Below are 16,650 nucleotides of genomic sequence, written 5' to 3'. Positions count from 1 at the left end.
CTACTGCCCCACCCGCAGCATGCCGCCGAGCACCCGGTGCTTGGACTGTTCGATGTGCGCCATCATGTGCTTCAACGCCCCCTCGGCGTCGTGGTCGGCCAGGGCGCGAAGGAACTCGAGGTGTTCGCGCATGGCCGGCACGACCTGCACGGGGCGCATCGAATCCGCGTCGTAGCGGATCAAGCGGACGTGCAGACTGTTGACGCGATAGATCTCCGACAGGATCTCGTTGCCGATGGCGTCGACCATGGTGTCGTGCAGTCCCCAGTCGACCGCCTGGGCGTCTTTCTCGAGTGCATCGTCGGGCCGAGGTTGCAGAGCACGCTCGAGGATGGCCTCGTGGTCCGCAATGAGCCGGGCGATGGTCTCGGGACTGGCCACGCGCGCAAAGTGCAGGACGGCTTCACGCTCCACCATGGCACGGACCTGCCACGCGTTGCGGATCAGCTTCATGTCGACCGTGGCGATCTGCAGGCCCCGCTTCGGGACCGCCTTGATGAGCCCGGCGGCCTCGAGCCTGGGCACCAGCTCGCGCACGGCGGCCAGCGGCATCTGGAGTAGCTGCATCAATTCGCGCTGCGAGACGAATTGCCCGGGCCGGATCCGCGCATCGATGATCTGCTGGCGAAACCCCTGGTAGGCCCGGTTTCGCTGCGTGACCGGCTCGGACTCGGCGCCCCGGCGCGAAGACGCGTTCTGCAACTCGGGCGGCGCGATGGCGGAGGTGTTCATGCCCGGATGGTACGGGCAAACATCACTCCGCGACGACTGATGAACACACTAGGGTTACTACCATACTACATCTGACATGTTAGTCGGGTTATAGTGCGGTGCAAGCAACGGGCCTCACCGCGCCGCGCATCGCGTGCGGCGCCACCCAACCCCTTTTCACCACCGCAAACCTGGAGCCTCTTCATGGGTCTTGATCTCTCGGGCGTCATTCCGCCGCTCGTCACGCCTTTCACCGCCGGCGGCGACATCGACGAAGCCGCCTTCCGCAAGGTCATCCGCTTCAACCTGGACAAGAAGGTGCACGGACTGTGCCCCGGCGGCAGCAGCGGCGAAGGCCATACGCTCACGATCGACGAGTTCAAGCGCCTCCTGGAAATCACCGCGGAAGAAGTCGCGGGCGCCGTGCCGATCGTTGCCGGCATCATTTCCAACAGCACGCGCGACGCGATCAACCGCGCCAAGGCGATTTCGCACCTGCCCATCGCGGCGCTGCAGGTCACGCCGGTGCATTACCTCTTCAAGCCCGACGAGGACGCGACCTTGCGCCACTTCAAGGCGCTGACGGAGGCCGTCGACATCCCGGTCATCATCTACAACGTCGTGCCGTGGAACTACCTGAACCCGGCGCAGATGATCCGGCTCATGAAGGAGCTGCCCGGCGTGCAGGGCATCAAGCAGAGCCAGGGCGACCTCAAGCTCATGGCCGACCTGCTCCTGGGCGTGCCCGAGGGCTGCAAGGTCTTCTCGGCGGTGGATGCGCTGCTGTACTCGTCGTTCGCGCTGGGCGCGCACGGCACGATCGCCGCGACCCCGGCCGCGCTGCCGGGCGTGTGCGTCGCGCTCTGGAATGCCGTGCAGGCGGGCGACCATGCCAAGGCCCTGGAGATGCACAAGTCGATGCTGGCGTTCTGGAACGCGATCGTGGCCGACAACCTGCCCGCGAACCTGAAGACCTCCCTCACGCTGCAAGGCTGCAACGCGGGCCTGCCGCGCGCCCCGATGCCGCCGACGAGCGAGGCGCAGCTCGCAAGGATCAAGAGCGCACTGGACGACGTCCTGCGCTTCCAGAACTAGGCTCACCCCCAGGCTCGCCCACTTCGTGTGGTCCGCCAACCCCCTCACCGGGGGCAACACCAGCGGCCCGGCAAAGCCGGTTCCGCGGTGTTCCCCGACTGGCGTGCGCGGGTTATGCATCGCGCGTCGGGCCAAGCGCGGTGGAGCATTGACATACGCATCCCAATTTCCCTCGACACAGCTATCGGAGACAAGCAACCATGAACATTCAACGTCGCAAACTGCTGAACCTCGGGGCGGCCGCTGCCGCCGGTAGCCTCCTGGGCACGAGCGCCTGGGCACAGGCCTTCCCCAGCAAGCCACTCACGCTCGTCGTGCCGTTCGCGCCCGGGGGCAACACCGACATCGTCGCGCGCACGGTGGCCGTCGCGCTGGGCAAGGTGCTGGGCCAGTCGGTGATCGTGGACAACCGCGCCGGCGCGGGCGGCTCCATCGGCGCGATGCAGGTCGCACGCGCCGCGCCCGACGGCTACACACTGCTGCTATGCGGGGCCGGCGTCATCGTCACCGTGCCGGAGATGGTCAAGACCAGCTACAGCCGATCGAGCTTCGCGCCGATCGGGCTGGTGAACAAGAGCTCGATGGTGCTGCTGTCGCGCAAGAACGAGACCCGCTTCAAGAACTTCAGGGAGCTCGCCGCCTATGCACGCTCGGGCGACGGCAAGCTGACTGCGGCCCACTCCGGGCCGGGCACGCCGAACCATCTTGCGCTGCTGCAGCTGGAGAGCCTGCTCAAGACCAAGTTCACCGTCGTCAGCTACAAGGGGTCCGGCCCGGCGCTGGTCGACCTGATCGGCGGCCAGGTCGACGTGCACTTCGACCAGGTGACGAGTTCGCTCCAGCATGTGAAGGCCGGCACGCTGCAGCCGCTGGCGGTCCTCGGCCCGACGCAGGACCCGTCGCTGCCGGGCGTGCAGACAGTGGCGGAACAGGGCTTCGGCGAGCTCGACGGCACCACCTACGTCGGCGTGCTGGCGCCCAGCGCAACGCCGAAGGACGTGCAGGACAAGCTCGCCGCCGCGCTCGCCCAGGCCGTCAAGGACCCGCAGACTGTCAACAGCGCCCGGGAGCTCGGCAGCGTCGCCTTCTCCGGCACGCCGCAGGAATTCGCGCGCATCCTGGACACCGAATACGCGCTGGCCACGCAGGCCACCAAGGACGGCCGGCTCAAGGCGGACTGACCCGTGAAAAAGATCCTCAACGACCCCGACGCCTATGTCGACGAGATGCTCGACGGCCTGTGCCTGGCCCACCCCGAGCTGCGGCGCCGCGGCGAGGGCGCACGCGTGGTCGTGCGCAGCGGGGGACCGATCGGCGGCAAGGTCGGCGTCGTGACGGGCGGCGGCTCGGGCCATCTGCCGGTCTTTCTCGGCTACGTCGGCGAGGGCCTGCTGGACAGCTGCGCCGTCGGCAACGTGTTCGCCGGCCCGCGCATGGACGATTGCATCGAGGCGATGCGCGCGGCCGACGGCGGCGCCGGCGTGCTGCAGCTCTACGGGAACTACGGCGGCGACCGCATGAACTTCGACATGGCGGCCGAGATGCTGGAACTCGAGGGCATGGAGGTGGCTTCGGTGCGCGTCACGGACGACGTGGCGAGCGCGCCTGTTGCGCAGCGCGACAAGCGCCGCGGCGTGGCCGGGCTGGTGCTCGTCTACAAGGTGACGGGCGCCAAGGCAGCCACGCGCGCAACGCTCGACCAGGTCGCCGCGCTGGCGCGCAAGGCCAACGAGGCATGCCGCTCCATCGGCGTGGCGCTCACACCCTGCGTCGTGCCCGAGTCGGGCCGGGCTTCCTTCGCCATCGGCGAAGAGGAGATCGAATTCGGCATGGGCATCCATGGCGAGCCCGGGATCTGGCGCGGCCCGCTCAAGCGGGCGGATGCGCTCGCGGACGAGATGCTCTCGCACCTGCTGCCCGAGCTCGATCTCGCGACAGGCGATCGCGTCGCGGTGCTGGTGAACAGCCTGGGTGCGACGCCGGCGGAAGAGCTCTACATCGTGTACCCCCGCGTCGCGGCCGTACTTGCCGAACGCGGGGTCGCGATCGTCCGGCCGCTGGTGGGCCGCTATGCCACCTCGATGGAAATGGCCGGCGCCTCGCTCAGCGTGATGAAACTCGATGCCGAGCTGGAGGCGCTGTGGACCGCCCCGGCCGAATGTCCTTTCTGGAGGGTGCGTTGATGCTCGACGCGGCGCGGCTCGCGGCCACCCTGCCCCGCTGGTGCGCCGGCGTGCATGCGGCCGCGCCCGAACTCAATGCGCTCGACGGCCGCCTCGGCGACGCGGACCTCGGAGCCACGCTCGACAAGTGCGCCTTCCAGGTGGAAGCGGCGCTGCCGGAGTTGCCCGACAGCCTCGAGGGCATCTTCAGGCGCTGCGCGCAGGCGTGCGCCAAGGCCTCCGGCTCGAGCTTCGGCACGCTGCTGACCGTGGCCCTCATGACCTGCGCCAAGCGCTGCGCAGGCGTCGATTCGCTCAGCCGCGCGGACCTCGCCGCCTTGTTGACGGAGGTCGTTGCGGCGCTCGCCGCACGCGGCGGCGCAAGCCTGGGCGACAAGACCGTGCTCGACGGCCTGCATGCCGTCGCAACTGCCCTCGCGTCCTCGCCTGACGATGCCGATGCACACCGCGTGGCCAGCGCCGCATCGCGTGCCGCACTGGACGCGCTTCGAGACAAGCCGAACCGCATCGGACGCGCGCGCATGTTCGCCGAGAAGACCATCGGGCTCGACGACCCCGGCATGGTGGCCCTGCAGCGCATGATCGACAGCCTGTGACGGCGGACCGCCCCCACAGCGGTCATTGATCGGTTCTCGCAACGTGCCCATTGCGAAGCACATTCGCTCGAAGAATTGCCGCTTCCCGGGTATCCAGTTTTGCAGGGCTCGCCAATAAGATTAAAGTCGAGTCTTCTTCACATCCTGGAATTCAAATCGAATGACTCAGAGTTACGAGCAGATTCAGAAGCAGATCGAGACTCTCCAGCGCCAGGCTGAAAAGCTTCGCGTGCGAGAAATCGATGAAGTCGTCGCCCGTATCAAGGTCGCCATCAAGCACTATGGGCTCTCCGCCGCGCAACTGGGCTTTGGTGCTGCACCCGACGGTGCGAAGAGAAAGGCGACGAAGCCAGCAGCCTCCATCCGCGTAGCGAAATACAGCGATGGCCAGGGCAATTCGTGGTCAGGCATGGGCAAGCGGCCCGGCTGGCTGCGCAATGCACTCGACGCCGGCAGGACACTCGAGGAATTCGCAACGCAAGCGCCCTCCCTGGAAACAGGTGGCGGCAAGCGCAAGGCGGCAAAGAAGCGCAAGGCGAAGATTGCCTACAAGGACGATGCCGGGCATACGTGGTCCGGCATGGGCCCGAAGCCTCGCTGGTTGAAAGAGGCGCTGGACGCGGGGAAGACGCTCGAGGAAATGCAGGCCTGACGAACCGGGTCGCGTTCGATGATCCGGGCCGCTTCGAGCAGCCGCAGTTCGCGGAAGCTTCCAGCGACCAGCTGCACGCCGGTCGGCAGGCCGGCCTGCAGCCCGGTCGGAACATGGAGTCCCGGCAAGCTGAGCGCCGCGACCGCGATCAACGGAGATTGATCCGTGAGGAGCGCACGCATCTTTTCAGGCCCCTGCAAGTCCTCGTCCCATGGCATCGGAGCCCGGCAGGACGTCGGCATGAGAAGCAGGGGATACCGCTCGAAGAACTCGTTCCACTCGCGGCGCAGCACGTCGCGCCGCGCCAGGGCCGTGGCGTAGGTGTGGAATTCCGGGGCCGGGGCGCAGGCCGTCATCGAGCGAACCGAGCTCAGGATGCTCGCGTCACGCATCGCCTCGACGGCCGGCAGCATGCCCAGTCGCACCTCGTTCATCACCACGGCCAGCCAGATCTCCAGGGCCTCGTCGATGCCGGGCGGCACCACCCGCTCGACCCGATAGCCCGCTGCCTCGAGGGAGCGCGCAGCCTGCGATATCGCGGCCTTGACTTCGGGCGCCAGCCGCGTGCCGGGGATTTCATCCACCCAGGCCACGCGCACGGGCGCGGCATCGTCCGGGAAGTCCAGCGGCGCAGCGATCCAGGTCGGATCGCTGGCGCCTTCGGCCGCCATGGCGCGCAGGCCCAGCTCGACATCCTGCACGCGGCGCGCCAGCACTCCCTGCGCCGAGAACAGCTGCAACCCGAGAAAGCGCGTCGCGGCCGTGGGCTGATAGGCCGGGATCCGACCGGGGGTCGGACGCAGGCCCACCACCCCGTTGACGTAGGCGGGATAGCGGATGGAGCCCGCAATGTCGGTGCCATGGGACAAGGCGCACATGCCCGAAGCAGCGGCGACCGCCGCGCCACCGCTCGAGCCGCCAGAGGTGATGTCCGCGCTCCAGGGATTCAAGGTCCTTCCATGCAGCGGGTTCTCGGTGAACCACCGGAAGGAGAAAGGCGGCACGTTCGTGCGGCCCAGGATCACCGCACCGGCGCGCCGCAGGTTGGCCACCACGGCGCTGTCTGCGGGCGCGATGCGGTCGGCGAAAGCGGGAACGCCGTTCGTCGTCGCCTCCCCCGCCACGTCGACGTTGAGCTTGATCGTGATGGGCACGCCGTGAAGGCACCCCATCTCCTGCGGTGCGCGGGCCCGCAGCGCATCGGCCTCGCGCGCCATCTGGAAGGCGCGCTCGCGGTCCGCGTGGACGATGGCGTTGAGCCTGGGATTCACGGCATCGATGCGTTCGTGGAAGGCCTGCATCACTTCCACGCTGGAAATGGCGCCCTCGCGGATCCGGGCAGCAATGTCCGCGGCTCCCCACCGCCATAGCTCGCTGGGCAGTGCGCCCGCCGCCGTTGCGCGTGCACTGGGATTGCTGGTTCCGCTCATGCGTGCCCCGCTCAGTCCAGCCTGATGTTGTTGCTCGTGATGACCTGCTCATAAGTCGCAGTGCGCGCCTCGATCGCGCGACGCGTCTGTGCCGGTGACCACGGCGCGGCTTCGAAGTTGAAGGTCTTGAAGCGGGCCTGCACCTCGGGACTGCCGACTGCGGCGAGCAGGTCTTTGTTGATCCTGTCGCAGATGGACTCCGGGGTTCCCTTGGGCGCCAGCAGGGCGACGAAGCCGCTCGCCTCGAAGTTCGCAGGTCCTCCGGCCTCGGCCAGTGTCGGAACATCCGGCAGGTCCGGCAGGCGTCGCGCGCGCGTGACCGCCAGGTACTTCACCCGGCCGGCCTGATAGGCGAACTGCGTCGACGCCATGGCGCCCAGCGCCCAGTCGGTCTCGCTCGTGCTCACCCCGGTGTAGAGCTGGCCCATCTCCTTGTAGGGCACGTGCAGCATCCGCACGTCCGCCTTGCTCTCGAACAATGCGGATTGCAGGTGCGCCGTGCTGCCGACGCCCCAGGTGCCGTAGCTCAGTGCGCCCGGCTTCGCCTTGGCCGCGGCCAGCAGGTCGCCGACGTTCTTCCACGGCGAGCTCGACGAGACCACCACGAAGAAGGGCGTGTCGTAGAGCACGCCGACCGGCTCGAAGGCATCGAACACGCGGAACCTGCGGCTCTTGAAGAGATGCGGCAAGGCACTGATCGCATCGCCTTCGTGCATCAGCAGCGTATGGCCGTCCGGCGCTGCGGCACGCGCGGCATTGATGGCGATGAAGCCTGCACCGCCGGGCCGGTTGTCGATGACGACGGGCGTCTTCCACTGGACAGCGAGCTTCTCGCCGACAGCACGCATCATCGCGTCCGGCCCGCTACCGGCGGAGAACGTGGTGATGATCGTCACCGACTTGGACGGGAAGGCCGGCTGTGCCTGGGCCGGCGCGTGCAAGCACGCCTGCGCCGCAAGAAGCAATGCGGCCATGCCGCGGGTACCAAGGACTTTGCGCATGAATCCTGAAATCACATCGGCTCCTCGGTAGGTGGGATGCACGCATTCTTGAGCCGGCCTGCTATCCGGATCAACCGTGTATGTGGATACTGTGCATCGTCATTTTCGATATCAGAGGAGTCAACCCGATGGCGTCGCTCGATCTGGAATGGATCTCGGTCTTCGACGAGATCTACAAGGCCCTGAACGTTTCGCGCGCCGCAGAAAAGCTCGGCATCAGCCAGGGTGCGGCCAGCACGGCACTCGGGCGCCTGCGAAGCTACTACGGCGATCCGCTCTTCACCCGCACGTCACGCGGCATGCGGCCGACACCACGGGCGGACGCGCTGCACCCTGTGCTGCGCCAGGTGCGCGAGAGCCTCGAGAACGCGAGGACCGGCGCACCTGTCTTCGACCCGGCCAGTGCCCGACGCTCGTTCCGGCTGTGCATGACGGACCTGGGCGAGATCTCCCTGCTCCCCCGGCTGTTGAACCACCTGCAGTCCCTCGCGCCCGGCATCGACATCGAGGCCGAGAAGATTTCCGCCGACACACCCAGGCGCCTTGAAGATGGCGCGGTTGACCTCGCCGTGGGCTACATGCCGCAGCTCGACGCCGGCTTCTACCAGCAGTCGCTCTTCGAGCAGGACTTCCTGTGCATCGCGAGCGTCTCCCATCCACGCATCGGCAAGCGGCTGGGCAAGCAGGCCTACGGCGCCGAGCGCCACGTCGAAGTGAGTACCCCGGGCACCGGCCACGCCGCGATGGTGGAAAAAGCGCTCGTCGCGGCCGGCGTCCAGCGCAGCATCGCCTTGCGGGTGCCGAGCTTTCTTGCCGTCGCGCAGATCGTCGGAGAGACGGACCTGGTGGCCACCGTGCCGCGCCACTATGCGCGCGTGATGCTGGCGCGGGAGCCCATCCGCCAGCTGTCCGTTCCCTGCGAGCTGCCGCGCTACACGGTCAAGCAGCACTGGCACGCGCGCTTTCACAGGGACGCGGGCAACGCTTGGCTCCGGCAGGTCGTCGCGGGCTTGATGCCTCCAGCAGTGATGAGTCCGCCCGCGAAGAGGCGATGAGGGGCGTTCTGCTGATGGCCGCCCGGCAGAACGCACAAGGCTTGCCAGCAGCGGGCGGGAACGGGATCATCCGCATCGGGCCTCTCCCTTCGTACCCTGCATCCTGCGAGTCCACACATGCTGCGCCTCTATGACAGCCGTTTTTCCGGCAATTGCTGGAAAGTCCGCATCCTGCTGAACCAGCTCGGTATCCCGTTCGAGCGGGTCACGCTCGATCTCGCCAAAGGGGAAGCCGCGGACGCCGCGTTCCAGCAGAAGAGCCGCTTTGCGCGCGTTCCGGCGCTCGAGCTCGAGGACGGCCGGACCCTGGTCGAATCGGCAGCCATCCTGCTCTACCTGGCGGAGGGCACCCGATTCATCCCTGAGGACCCGTTCCTGCGCGCGGAAGTGCTGAGCTGGCTGTTCTTCGAGCAGGCGGATCTTCAGAAGCCGATCGCGACACCGCGCGTCTTTCACCTGAGGGGGGTGGCTGCCGACAAGGCGGAAGACATCGCCCGCTTCCAGAAAGACGGCAACGCTGCACTCGGGAAACTCGAGCAATGGCTCGGCGAGCACACCTGGCTGGTCGGCGAGCGGTACACGCTCGCCGACCTGGCGGTCTCATGCTATGTGTCGCTGGCCGGGCAAGGCGGCTACGACATGGCCCGGTACCCGGCCATCCAGGCGTGGACGAGCCGCGTGAGCGAGCAGCCCGGCTGGGTTGCGCTGCTGAACGGCGAATGAGCCGCACGGCCGCCCGGAAGGCGAATAGCACCGCAGCCGAAGGCGAAGGTACTCCAATGAGCCGCGCTTCTCAGGCGGCAGCGTCGACGTTCGACCCGCCCCGCAGCGCCCTTGCGACCGTGGCCACGCGCCGCCCCTGGAAGCGCGCCACGTCGAGGTGCTCGGCATCGGGCTCGACGGTGTCGAGCTTCGAGACATGCGTTGCACCATAGGGCGTACCGGCCTTGAACATCGCGGCGTCGGCGTAGCCGAGCGGAACAATGATCAGGCCCAGGTGCGCCATCGGCGTGTACATCGACAACAGCGTCGACTCGTTGCCGCCGTGCAGCGACGAGGTCGCGCCGAAGGCCGAGCCCACCTTGCCGTTGAGCTTGCCCTGGAACCACAGACCCCCGAGCCCGTCGATGTAGGCCTTGAGCTCCGAGGAGATGGAACCGAAGCGCGTCGGCGTACCCAGGACGATCGCATCGGCCCATTCGGCATCTGCCTCCGTGGGAGCCTCGTAGCGTGCGTTCATCTTTTCCGCTCGCTCGACCCACCCGGGCGACTGCTGCATGACAGCGGGACTGACCAGCTCGCGCGCCCGGCGCAGCCGCACGTCGGCGCCCTCGCCTGCCGCGCCTTCGGCAATCGCCTTGGCCAGCAGCTCCGTCGAGCTGTTGCGCGAGTAGAAGGCGACCAGGACCTTGGGTTTGAAGATCGCGTTCATGCCGAGATGGGCTCCAGGCGGCCGAGCAGTTCCTGCTTGCGGTCCCGCAGCCACGGCGGCAATTGGAACTCCTCGCCGAAATGACCCGGCTCCTCGTCGATGGCAAACCCGATGTCGGTGGTGGCCGCCTCGAAGATCACGCCCCCGGGCATCTTGAAATACATCGAGCGGAAGTAGTTGCGGTTGACCGACTCGGAGGTGTCGATGTAGCCCATGCCCATCAACTTGTCCTTGATCTGCATCTGCTGCTCCTGGCTGTCGACCGCAAAGGCGACATGGTGGATGGTGCCTTCGCCGTAGATCGACGATCCCTGCAGGCGGTCGGGCTCGTGAAGGAACTCGACGATGGTGCCGGGGGCGCCGCTGTGGGTCTCGAAACGGTGGTACGGACCCGACTCCCCCGCATAGCGGAAGTCGATGGCCTCCTGCATGAAGGTGATCGACTCGGCAACCTCGCGCAGCGACAGCGTGATGCTGTGCACACCACGGATGGCGAAGGCCTCGGGAATGTCATCGGCCAGGCACGGCAAACGCTGGTCGCGGTCGGAAGCGACCAGGTCGAACTCGATGCCGCAGGGGTGATGGAAGCGCTGGCGCTGCTCGCCGAAGCGCTCGACCACGTCCTTGTCGAAGGCGACCCCATGGGCCGCGAAGCGCTCGCGCCAGAAATCCAGCGCCCCCCTGGGCACGGAGTAGTTGATGACCCGGATCTGGCCGGAGCCGCGCCGTCCCTTCACGCCCTTCTGCCTGAAGGGGAAGGACGTGACGAGCGTTCCGGCATCGCCCTTCGCATTGCCGTAGTAGAGGTGGTAGATCGGGTCTTCCCCGTCCAGCAGCACGGTCTTCTTGACCAGGCTCTGGCCGAGCAGCTTGACGTAGAAATCCACGTCCTCCTGGGCACCGCTGACGCAGGCGGTCAGGTGATGAAAGCCTTTGATGATCGACATCCGGGTTCCTTGTTGAGTGGTTGGGTGGGGTGAAGCGCTGAGCGCCATTCAGGCGGCGATGAAGGTGGCGAACTCCTCGACCTCCAGCTTGTGCAGGGCCATGCGGTTCTCCGGCATGCTGTTGTCCGCATAGCCGAGCGACATTCCCGCGACGACCATCTCGCCCTCGGGAATTCCGAGCTCGGCGCGAAGCACGGGGTACTGCAGCGACCAGATCTGCTGCGGACAGGTGTCCAGGTCCCGCCCCTTGGCTGCGAGCATGATGTTCTGCAGGAAGCAGCCGTAGCAGATGAAGCTGGCCCACTCCAGGCGCCGGTCCATCGTGAAGATGATCCCGACCGGCGCGTCGAAGAAGAGAAACTGCCGCTCCACGTCCCGCATGCGGCCGGCCTTGTCGCTGCGGTGCACGCCCTGCGCGTCGCCGAGTTGGCCGCGGAAGGTGTTGAAGCGCGACGAGTAGGGATCGTGCAGCGGCTGCGGGAAGAAGGGGTACTCGGGGGCGAGCTTCTCGGGCCCGGCGCGGAACGCCTCGACGGCGGCCCGGGTCACGCGTTCGCGTGCCTCGCCCGTGACCACGTAGCAGCGCCACGGTTGCGTATTGCTCGAACTTGGGGCGTACTTGGCGACCGAGAGGATGTCCCTCACTGTCTCGAGAGGTACGGGGCGATCGAGGAAGCCGCGCTTGGTGCGGCGCTCGCAAATGAGTTCGTCGATGAGCGAGTTCATTGAAGTGTCTCCATCCGTGGGTGGTGGCGGTCGTGAGCGGCTGCTTCGACCAGGCGACCAAATCGTATGAACCGCGAGGACGCTTGAGAAGCCGGCGCGGCTTGCACGCAAGGTTGCGGATTCCTGGACGATGGGTGATTCGTGGCGCCGCGGCGTTATGCTCGCCGCGATTCCCCCCGACACGCCACACCGATGCTCGATCTCAAGGACGTCTACTACTTCGTGCAGGTCGTCGACCGCGGCGGCTTTACCTCGGCCGGCCAGGCGCTGCGCCTGCCCAAATCGACACTGAGCCATCGCGTGCAGGAACTCGAGGCATCGCTGGGCGTGCGGCTGCTCAACCGGACCTCGCGCCAGTTCGGAACGACCGACGTCGGCAAGGAGTTCTACCAGTACGCCGTGGCGATGCTGCGCAGTTCCGAGATCGCCGAAGAGGCCATTCGACAGCGCCTCGGCGAACCCAGCGGGGTCATCCGCATCACGACCGCGGTCGAGATCGCGCAGTTTGCGTTGCGGGACCTCCTGCCGGTCTTCCTCAACCGACACCCCAAGGTCCAGATCGTCGAGATCGCAACCGACAGGCTGGTCGACATCGTGGGCGAGGGCTTCGACCTCGCCATTCGCGGGCATACGACGCCGCTGCAGAACTCGACACTCGTGCAGCGCGCCATCGCGAGCGTGCCGTGGTACCTGTTCGCCAGCCCGGCCTATCTTGCGAAGATGAAGGAGCCGCAAAGCCCGGAAGACCTTCTGCACCACGCGAGCATCTCCATCGTGCGGAACGGCCCGGTGCAGTGGCAATTGAAAGGCCCCGGCGGCAAGGAATTCGTGGTTGCCATGGCCCCGCGCTTCCAGAGCAACAGCATGGTGTCCCTCAAGGAAGCCGCCTGCGCCGGCCTCGGCATCGCGGCATTGCCGGGCTATATCTGCCGCAGTGAGCTCGAGGCCGGATCGCTTAGGCAGATCCTGTCCGGCTGGATCGCGGCCGACGCACGCATTGCCGCACTCATTCCCTATCGCACCGGACTGCTGCCTGCGGTGCGATCGCTGGTGGACTTCCTGGCGGTCGAGATACCGAAGGTCACCAGCTTCGCAGGCCACTGAGGCAGCGCGGCGATCGTCCAGAAGCTTGGACGCAGAGTCCTTGCCTGGGTGGCTCCAGCAAGGTCGCATCGGCCTTATCGTCGCGGTCCACCGACTCCATCGGATCAGGACTGCCGACATGAACCATCTGAACTGCCTGCCGCAAGACGCGGTGTTCTGGGGCGAGAACACGCTGGCCGCTGCGCTCCCGCGCATCGGGGACTACGGCATCGAGCGGCCGATCGTCTTCACGGTCGAACCGCTCGAAGCGCTGGCTCGCGACCATGTCGAGCCGCACCTGAAAGACACTGCCGGCTACTTCGTCGACCTCCCCGCACACGTTCCCGACGTGGCGGTGCACGCAGCGCTCGAGGCCTGCCTGCGCTCGAATGCAGGCGCCATCGTGGGACTCGGCGGCGGCTCGGTGCTCGACGCCGCCAAGGCGGTCTCCCACCTGCATCACGGCCGGACCGGCAGGCATCTGCCGATCGTCGCGCTGCCGACGACCCTCTCGGGCTCGGAGTTCTCGCACTACTTCGGTATCACCGAGACCGACAGGCCGCAGAAGTTCAAGCGTAGCTACGCGGTGCGCGAGACCACGCCGAAGGTCGTGCTCATCGATCCGCTGCTGGTACGCGGCACACCGCGGGCGTTGCTGCTGTCGTCCGCCATCAAGGGCATCGACCATGCCGTCGAGGGAATGCGCAAGGTGATGCGCAGCCATCCGCACGCGATCATGGCCGCCAGCGGCGTGGATCGCTTCCTCCGGGTGCTCGAGAAGTGGCCCGCCAAGCTCGAGACCCGCGCGGCCATGGAGGCGGGGCTCGTGACCGGGGACGACCTGCTGCAACTCCAGCTCGGCGCCTGGCAGTGCTATTTCTCTCCGGCCTCGGTGATCTACGGACTGAGCCACCGCATCGGCCACATCCTGGGCGGCAGCTTCGGTCTGCCGCACAGCGCAACTTCATGCATCACGCTCGCCCCCGTCATCCAGGCATGCGCAGACTTCTACGGCGACAAGCTCGAAGCCCTGTCTCCCGGTGGGCCCGGAGCGGCGGCGCGGCTGGCCGGGCGCATCGCCGCCGTCGTCGCGGCGCTCGGTCTGCCGAGCCGCGTGTCGGACTTCGACCTCGACCATGCAAAGCTGCCGGAGGTGGCCGCGCTGCTCAAGGCCAACTATCCCCAAGAGGTCGCGGATCTCGGCGACGACGCACCCGCGCGCCTCGATGCGCTGCTGGAGAGCCTGTGGTGAGCCTGCACGCGCCGCGCGCCGCGCCACCGCTGCGGCAATCGCTGGACGATCTCGCCGCTGGCCGGATGAGCGCAAGCGAGCTCGTGCGGGACACGCTGCGGCGGGCCGACGACACGCAGCGCAGGCTGAATGCCTTTGCCACCATTCCGCGCGAGCAGGCGATGGCGGCGGCGCTCGCAAGCGATCGCCGCTACGCCGAAGGCACGCAGCGCCCGCTCGAAGGCCTGCCCATCGGCGTCAAGGACCTGATCGACACCCAAGGGATCGAGACGCGCTACGGATCGCCCGCCTTCATCGGCAACATCCCTTCCGCCGACGCCGCCGTCGTGCGCACGCTCGTGGAACAGGGCGCGATCGTGGTCGGCAAGACGACCACGCACGAATTCGCCTGGGGTGTCACTACGGCGAGCGCTGCGTTCGGCGATACCCTCCACCCGCTGGACGCGCGCCGCATTCCGGGCGGCTCGAGCGGCGGCGCGGCCGTGGCCATCGCCGACGGCGTGATGGCTGCCGGGCTTGGCACGGACACCGGCGGCTCGGTGCGCATTCCCGCCGCGCTCTGCGGCGTGACCGGATTCAAGCCGACCCATGGTGCGCTGCCGACGCAGGGCGTGTTTCCACTGGCGGCCAGCCTCGATCATCCCGGCCTTCTGGGGGCGAGCGTCGGCGACGTGAGCGTTCTTGCCGATGCGCTGGGCATCGTCGGCGGCAGCGACGCAGCGGATGAATTCGATGATGCACGGATCGGCGTCATCTGCGGCATCGCTTCGCTGCCCCCGGCCTCGGACGTCGCATGCGCATTCGCCGTCGCGGCCGATGCGCTGGCTTCGGCCCTCCCTTTGGAGGAGTTGAACGCGGGGGATCTCTTCGGCGGCAGCTTCGACGCCTTCGCGCGCATCGTGCTGGCCGAAGGCGGTTTCGTCCACTTCGCGAGAAGAGACCCGGATTGGATTGCCGCGCACTACGGCGCGGAAACGGTCGAGCGGCTCACTCATGCCAGGGCGACGCGAGTGGAAGATTACGCGTTGGCGCAACAGGCGCGGCGAACGTTCGCCTCGGGCCTCGAGCGTCTCATGGCCAGGCACCGCTTCCTCGTGCTGCCCGCCACGCCATGCACCGCACCGCTCGTCGGCGAGACAAGGCTGGCGATCGGCGGCTGGACCGGCAGCGTGCGCGAAGCCCTGATGACCTACACGGCGCCCTTCAACCTTGCAGGCTGCCCCGCCGTTTCGATCCCGCTGCGCCGGCGTACCGGCGCGCTCCCGGTCGGGCTGCAGGTCGTGGGCCGCCCCGGCGAGGACGCCGCACTGCTGCGGATCGCACGGCGGATGGAACGGTTGCTGCATCCAACACATCGGTCTGCCTGCCTGCCATGCCAGACCGAACGTGAATTGTCGACCTGCCCGCCACACAGAGAAGGAGAGATGTGATGACGCCCCCGTTGATGACGATGGCCGCTTCCGCCCGCGCCGCCATCCAGGACCCAGGCCGCACCACGGTCGTGGGTGACAGCGCGAATCCGCGCTTCGAACTGTTCCACGCCGCGAGCTCCCTCTGCTCGCAGAAGGTGCGCACGGTGATGCACGAGAAGGCACTGCCCTATCGTTCCAACGACATGCTCATCCTCAGTTCGATGGGACCGGACGGCCTGGTGCCGGCAGAGCACTACAGCCCGGCCTACATCCGCCTGCGGCTGCTCGCAGCGCGCGGGCTGGATCTGGATTTCGTGAGCGGCTACAGCGGCCGCACCTCGGTCGAAACGGAAGGCTTCGACCCGTGCGTGGTGCCGTTGCTGGTGGACTACCAGGCAGGTCGCGTGGTGGTGGATTCGCGGCAGATCTGCTGCTACCTCGACGCGGTCTCGAGCGCGCCGGTCCAGCTCGTGCCGGACGATCCCGAGGCACGCACAGAGGTGATGCGCCAGGTCGGCATCGTCGACAGGATTCCGAATGGGGCGCTGCTCTACGGCTTTCATCCCGACGCCGACCGGCGGCCTGATCCGCTCAAGTCGTCCATGGAGACGGTCTATGACTACAAGATCATGGTGCTGGAGCGCTTGATTGCCACCCACGCCGACGACGCCGAACTGGTTGCCGCCTGCCGCGCCAAGATCGCGAAGGAGAGCGGCGGCAAGAAGGTGTGCCGCGACCCCGCCTTTCAACGTGCGGCTCGCCAGACGGCGGGCGATCTCCTGAAGGGCCTGGAGCGAGACCTCGAGGCGAAGTCGTTCTCCTGCCTGTTCGGCAACGCCTTCTCGCTCGCCGACGTGCTGTGGGGCGTCAATCTTGTCCGCCTGAACTATCTGGGACTGTCCTCGATGTGGGCAGGCCTTCCCCATGTCGAGCGCTATTTCGAGACGCTCGCCAAGCGGCCTTCCCTCTGCAAGGAGGTGATCCAGGCATCCGTCCGATCGATGCCGCACTCTGCGTACATGGATGGCGTCGCGCACTGTGCCGCCACGGCCGCGGCCTGAAGTCCTCTGCACCA

At 67.2% G+C, this 16,650-nt stretch carries 17 protein-coding genes; 11 read left to right on the top strand and 6 right to left on the bottom strand.

Translation table 11 applies throughout. From position 1 onward, the window contains the following. On the bottom strand, nt 1–732 hold the full coding sequence (locus E5P3_RS06955) for a GntR family transcriptional regulator (protein ID WP_162585310.1): 732 nt from the start codon (nt 730–732) through the stop codon (nt 1–3). 183 nt (nt 733–915) lie between these two features. Between E5P3_RS06955 and E5P3_RS06950 the strand changes: the two genes are divergently transcribed. From E5P3_RS06950 to E5P3_RS06930, 5 genes are all read left to right on the top strand, one after another. Continuing rightward, entirely contained in the window at nt 916–1,806 is an 891-nt protein-coding gene (locus E5P3_RS06950) for a dihydrodipicolinate synthase family protein (protein WP_162585309.1), read from the top strand. A gap of 200 nt (nt 1,807–2,006) precedes the next feature. Beyond that, nucleotides 2,007–2,987, top strand: a complete 981-nt coding sequence (locus E5P3_RS06945; protein ID WP_162585308.1) for a Bug family tripartite tricarboxylate transporter substrate binding protein — start codon at nt 2,007–2,009, stop codon at nt 2,985–2,987. Nucleotides 2,988–2,990: 3 nt separating this feature from the next. Further along, entirely contained in the window at nt 2,991–3,989 is a 999-nt protein-coding gene (locus E5P3_RS06940; RefSeq protein ID WP_162585307.1) for a dihydroxyacetone kinase subunit DhaK, read from the top strand. Then, nucleotides 3,965–4,585 carry a DAK2 domain-containing protein gene (locus E5P3_RS06935; protein WP_162585306.1) on the top strand — a complete coding sequence of 207 codons (621 nt, stop codon included), beginning with the start codon at nt 3,965–3,967 and terminating at the stop codon, nt 4,583–4,585. The genes E5P3_RS06940 and E5P3_RS06935 overlap by 25 nt, the downstream gene beginning before the upstream one ends. A gap of 160 nt (nt 4,586–4,745) precedes the next feature. Further along, nucleotides 4,746–5,237, top strand: coding sequence for an H-NS family nucleoid-associated regulatory protein (locus E5P3_RS06930; protein ID WP_162585305.1), 492 nt, complete (start codon nt 4,746–4,748; stop codon nt 5,235–5,237). Here E5P3_RS06930 and E5P3_RS06925 read toward each other — a convergent pair. Together E5P3_RS06925 and E5P3_RS06920 are read right to left on the bottom strand one after the other, a co-directional pair. Next, on the bottom strand, nt 5,132–6,667 hold the full coding sequence (locus E5P3_RS06925; protein WP_162585304.1) for an amidase family protein: 1,536 nt from the start codon (nt 6,665–6,667) through the stop codon (nt 5,132–5,134). The two genes, E5P3_RS06930 and E5P3_RS06925, sit on opposite strands and share 106 nt — an antisense overlap. Nucleotides 6,668–6,678: 11 nt before the next feature. Next, entirely contained in the window at nt 6,679–7,668 is a 990-nt protein-coding gene (locus E5P3_RS06920; RefSeq protein ID WP_174263043.1) for a Bug family tripartite tricarboxylate transporter substrate binding protein, read from the bottom strand. A gap of 128 nt (nt 7,669–7,796) precedes the next feature. On the opposite strand from E5P3_RS06920, the gene E5P3_RS06915 reads away from it, so the two are divergent. Together E5P3_RS06915 and E5P3_RS06910 are read left to right on the top strand one after the other, a co-directional pair. Further along, a complete protein-coding gene (locus tag E5P3_RS06915) occupies nt 7,797–8,723 on the top strand; it encodes a LysR family transcriptional regulator (RefSeq protein ID WP_162585303.1) in 927 nt (308 codons plus the stop codon). 117 nt (nt 8,724–8,840) lie between these two features. Then, nucleotides 8,841–9,446 (top strand): glutathione S-transferase family protein, encoded by a 606-nt coding sequence (locus E5P3_RS06910; protein ID WP_162585302.1) that lies wholly within the window; start codon nt 8,841–8,843, stop codon nt 9,444–9,446. A 70-nt stretch (nt 9,447–9,516) separates the two neighbouring features. Here the strand turns inward: E5P3_RS06910 and wrbA are convergent, their stop codons facing one another. Genes wrbA through E5P3_RS06895 form a run of 3 tightly spaced genes read right to left on the bottom strand, consistent with a single transcriptional unit; the run spans nt 9,517 to nt 11,828 of the window. Further along, complete coding sequence (gene wrbA, locus E5P3_RS06905) at nt 9,517–10,146, bottom strand: NAD(P)H:quinone oxidoreductase (protein WP_162589567.1); 630 nt, start codon at nt 10,144–10,146, stop codon at nt 9,517–9,519. A 5-nt stretch (nt 10,147–10,151) separates the two neighbouring features. Then, nucleotides 10,152–11,102, bottom strand: coding sequence for a ring-cleaving dioxygenase (locus E5P3_RS06900; protein WP_162585301.1), 951 nt, complete (start codon nt 11,100–11,102; stop codon nt 10,152–10,154). 48 nt (nt 11,103–11,150) lie between these two features. Continuing rightward, nucleotides 11,151–11,828, bottom strand: coding sequence for a nitroreductase (locus tag E5P3_RS06895; RefSeq protein WP_162585300.1), 678 nt, complete (start codon nt 11,826–11,828; stop codon nt 11,151–11,153). 192 nt (nt 11,829–12,020) lie between these two features. On the opposite strand from E5P3_RS06895, the gene E5P3_RS06890 reads away from it, so the two are divergent. From E5P3_RS06890 to E5P3_RS06875, 4 genes are all read left to right on the top strand, one after another. Next, nucleotides 12,021–12,932 (top strand): LysR substrate-binding domain-containing protein, encoded by a 912-nt coding sequence (locus E5P3_RS06890; protein WP_162585299.1) that lies wholly within the window; start codon nt 12,021–12,023, stop codon nt 12,930–12,932. Nucleotides 12,933–13,050: 118 nt separating this feature from the next. Continuing rightward, nucleotides 13,051–14,163, top strand: coding sequence for an iron-containing alcohol dehydrogenase (locus E5P3_RS06885; RefSeq protein WP_162585298.1), 1,113 nt, complete (start codon nt 13,051–13,053; stop codon nt 14,161–14,163). Next, nucleotides 14,160–15,593, top strand: coding sequence for an amidase (locus E5P3_RS06880; RefSeq protein WP_232073022.1), 1,434 nt, complete (start codon nt 14,160–14,162; stop codon nt 15,591–15,593). The genes E5P3_RS06885 and E5P3_RS06880 overlap by 4 nt, the downstream gene beginning before the upstream one ends. Beyond that, entirely contained in the window at nt 15,593–16,636 is a 1,044-nt protein-coding gene (locus tag E5P3_RS06875) for a glutathione S-transferase family protein (RefSeq protein WP_232073020.1), read from the top strand. Before E5P3_RS06880 ends, E5P3_RS06875 begins: the two co-directional genes overlap by 1 nt. The last annotated feature ends 14 nt before the right edge of the window (nt 16,637–16,650 follow it).

The sequence above is a fragment of the Variovorax sp. RA8 genome, assembly GCF_901827175.1.
Taxonomy (GTDB): Bacteria; Pseudomonadota; Gammaproteobacteria; order Burkholderiales; family Burkholderiaceae_C; genus Variovorax.
The sequence above is the reverse complement of the archived record's forward strand: the minus strand, read 5'-3'. Positions and strand labels throughout refer to the sequence as shown.

What these genes read in the sequence shown, in the direction of transcription:
- E5P3_RS06955 (WP_162585310.1), bottom strand. Translation starts at nt 732, where the DNA reads ATGAACACCTCCGCCATCGCGCCGCCCGAGTTGCAGAACGCGTCTTCG.
- E5P3_RS06950 (WP_162585309.1), top strand. Translation starts at nt 916, where the DNA reads ATGGGTCTTGATCTCTCGGGCGTCATTCCGCCGCTCGTCACGCCTTTC.
- E5P3_RS06945 (WP_162585308.1), top strand. Translation starts at nt 2,007, where the DNA reads ATGAACATTCAACGTCGCAAACTGCTGAACCTCGGGGCGGCCGCTGCC.
- E5P3_RS06935 (WP_162585306.1), top strand. Translation starts at nt 3,965, where the DNA reads ATGTCCTTTCTGGAGGGTGCGTTGATGCTCGACGCGGCGCGGCTCGCG.
- E5P3_RS06930 (WP_162585305.1), top strand. Translation starts at nt 4,746, where the DNA reads ATGACTCAGAGTTACGAGCAGATTCAGAAGCAGATCGAGACTCTCCAG.
- E5P3_RS06925 (WP_162585304.1), bottom strand. Translation starts at nt 6,667, where the DNA reads ATGAGCGGAACCAGCAATCCCAGTGCACGCGCAACGGCGGCGGGCGCA.
- E5P3_RS06920 (WP_174263043.1), bottom strand. Translation starts at nt 7,668, where the DNA reads ATGCGCAAAGTCCTTGGTACCCGCGGCATGGCCGCATTGCTTCTTGCG.
- E5P3_RS06915 (WP_162585303.1), top strand. Translation starts at nt 7,797, where the DNA reads ATGGCGTCGCTCGATCTGGAATGGATCTCGGTCTTCGACGAGATCTAC.
- E5P3_RS06910 (WP_162585302.1), top strand. Translation starts at nt 8,841, where the DNA reads ATGCTGCGCCTCTATGACAGCCGTTTTTCCGGCAATTGCTGGAAAGTC.
- E5P3_RS06900 (WP_162585301.1), bottom strand. Translation starts at nt 11,102, where the DNA reads ATGTCGATCATCAAAGGCTTTCATCACCTGACCGCCTGCGTCAGCGGT.
- E5P3_RS06895 (WP_162585300.1), bottom strand. Translation starts at nt 11,828, where the DNA reads ATGAACTCGCTCATCGACGAACTCATTTGCGAGCGCCGCACCAAGCGC.
- E5P3_RS06890 (WP_162585299.1), top strand. Translation starts at nt 12,021, where the DNA reads ATGCTCGATCTCAAGGACGTCTACTACTTCGTGCAGGTCGTCGACCGC.
- E5P3_RS06885 (WP_162585298.1), top strand. Translation starts at nt 13,051, where the DNA reads ATGAACCATCTGAACTGCCTGCCGCAAGACGCGGTGTTCTGGGGCGAG.
- E5P3_RS06875 (WP_232073020.1), top strand. Translation starts at nt 15,593, where the DNA reads ATGACGCCCCCGTTGATGACGATGGCCGCTTCCGCCCGCGCCGCCATC.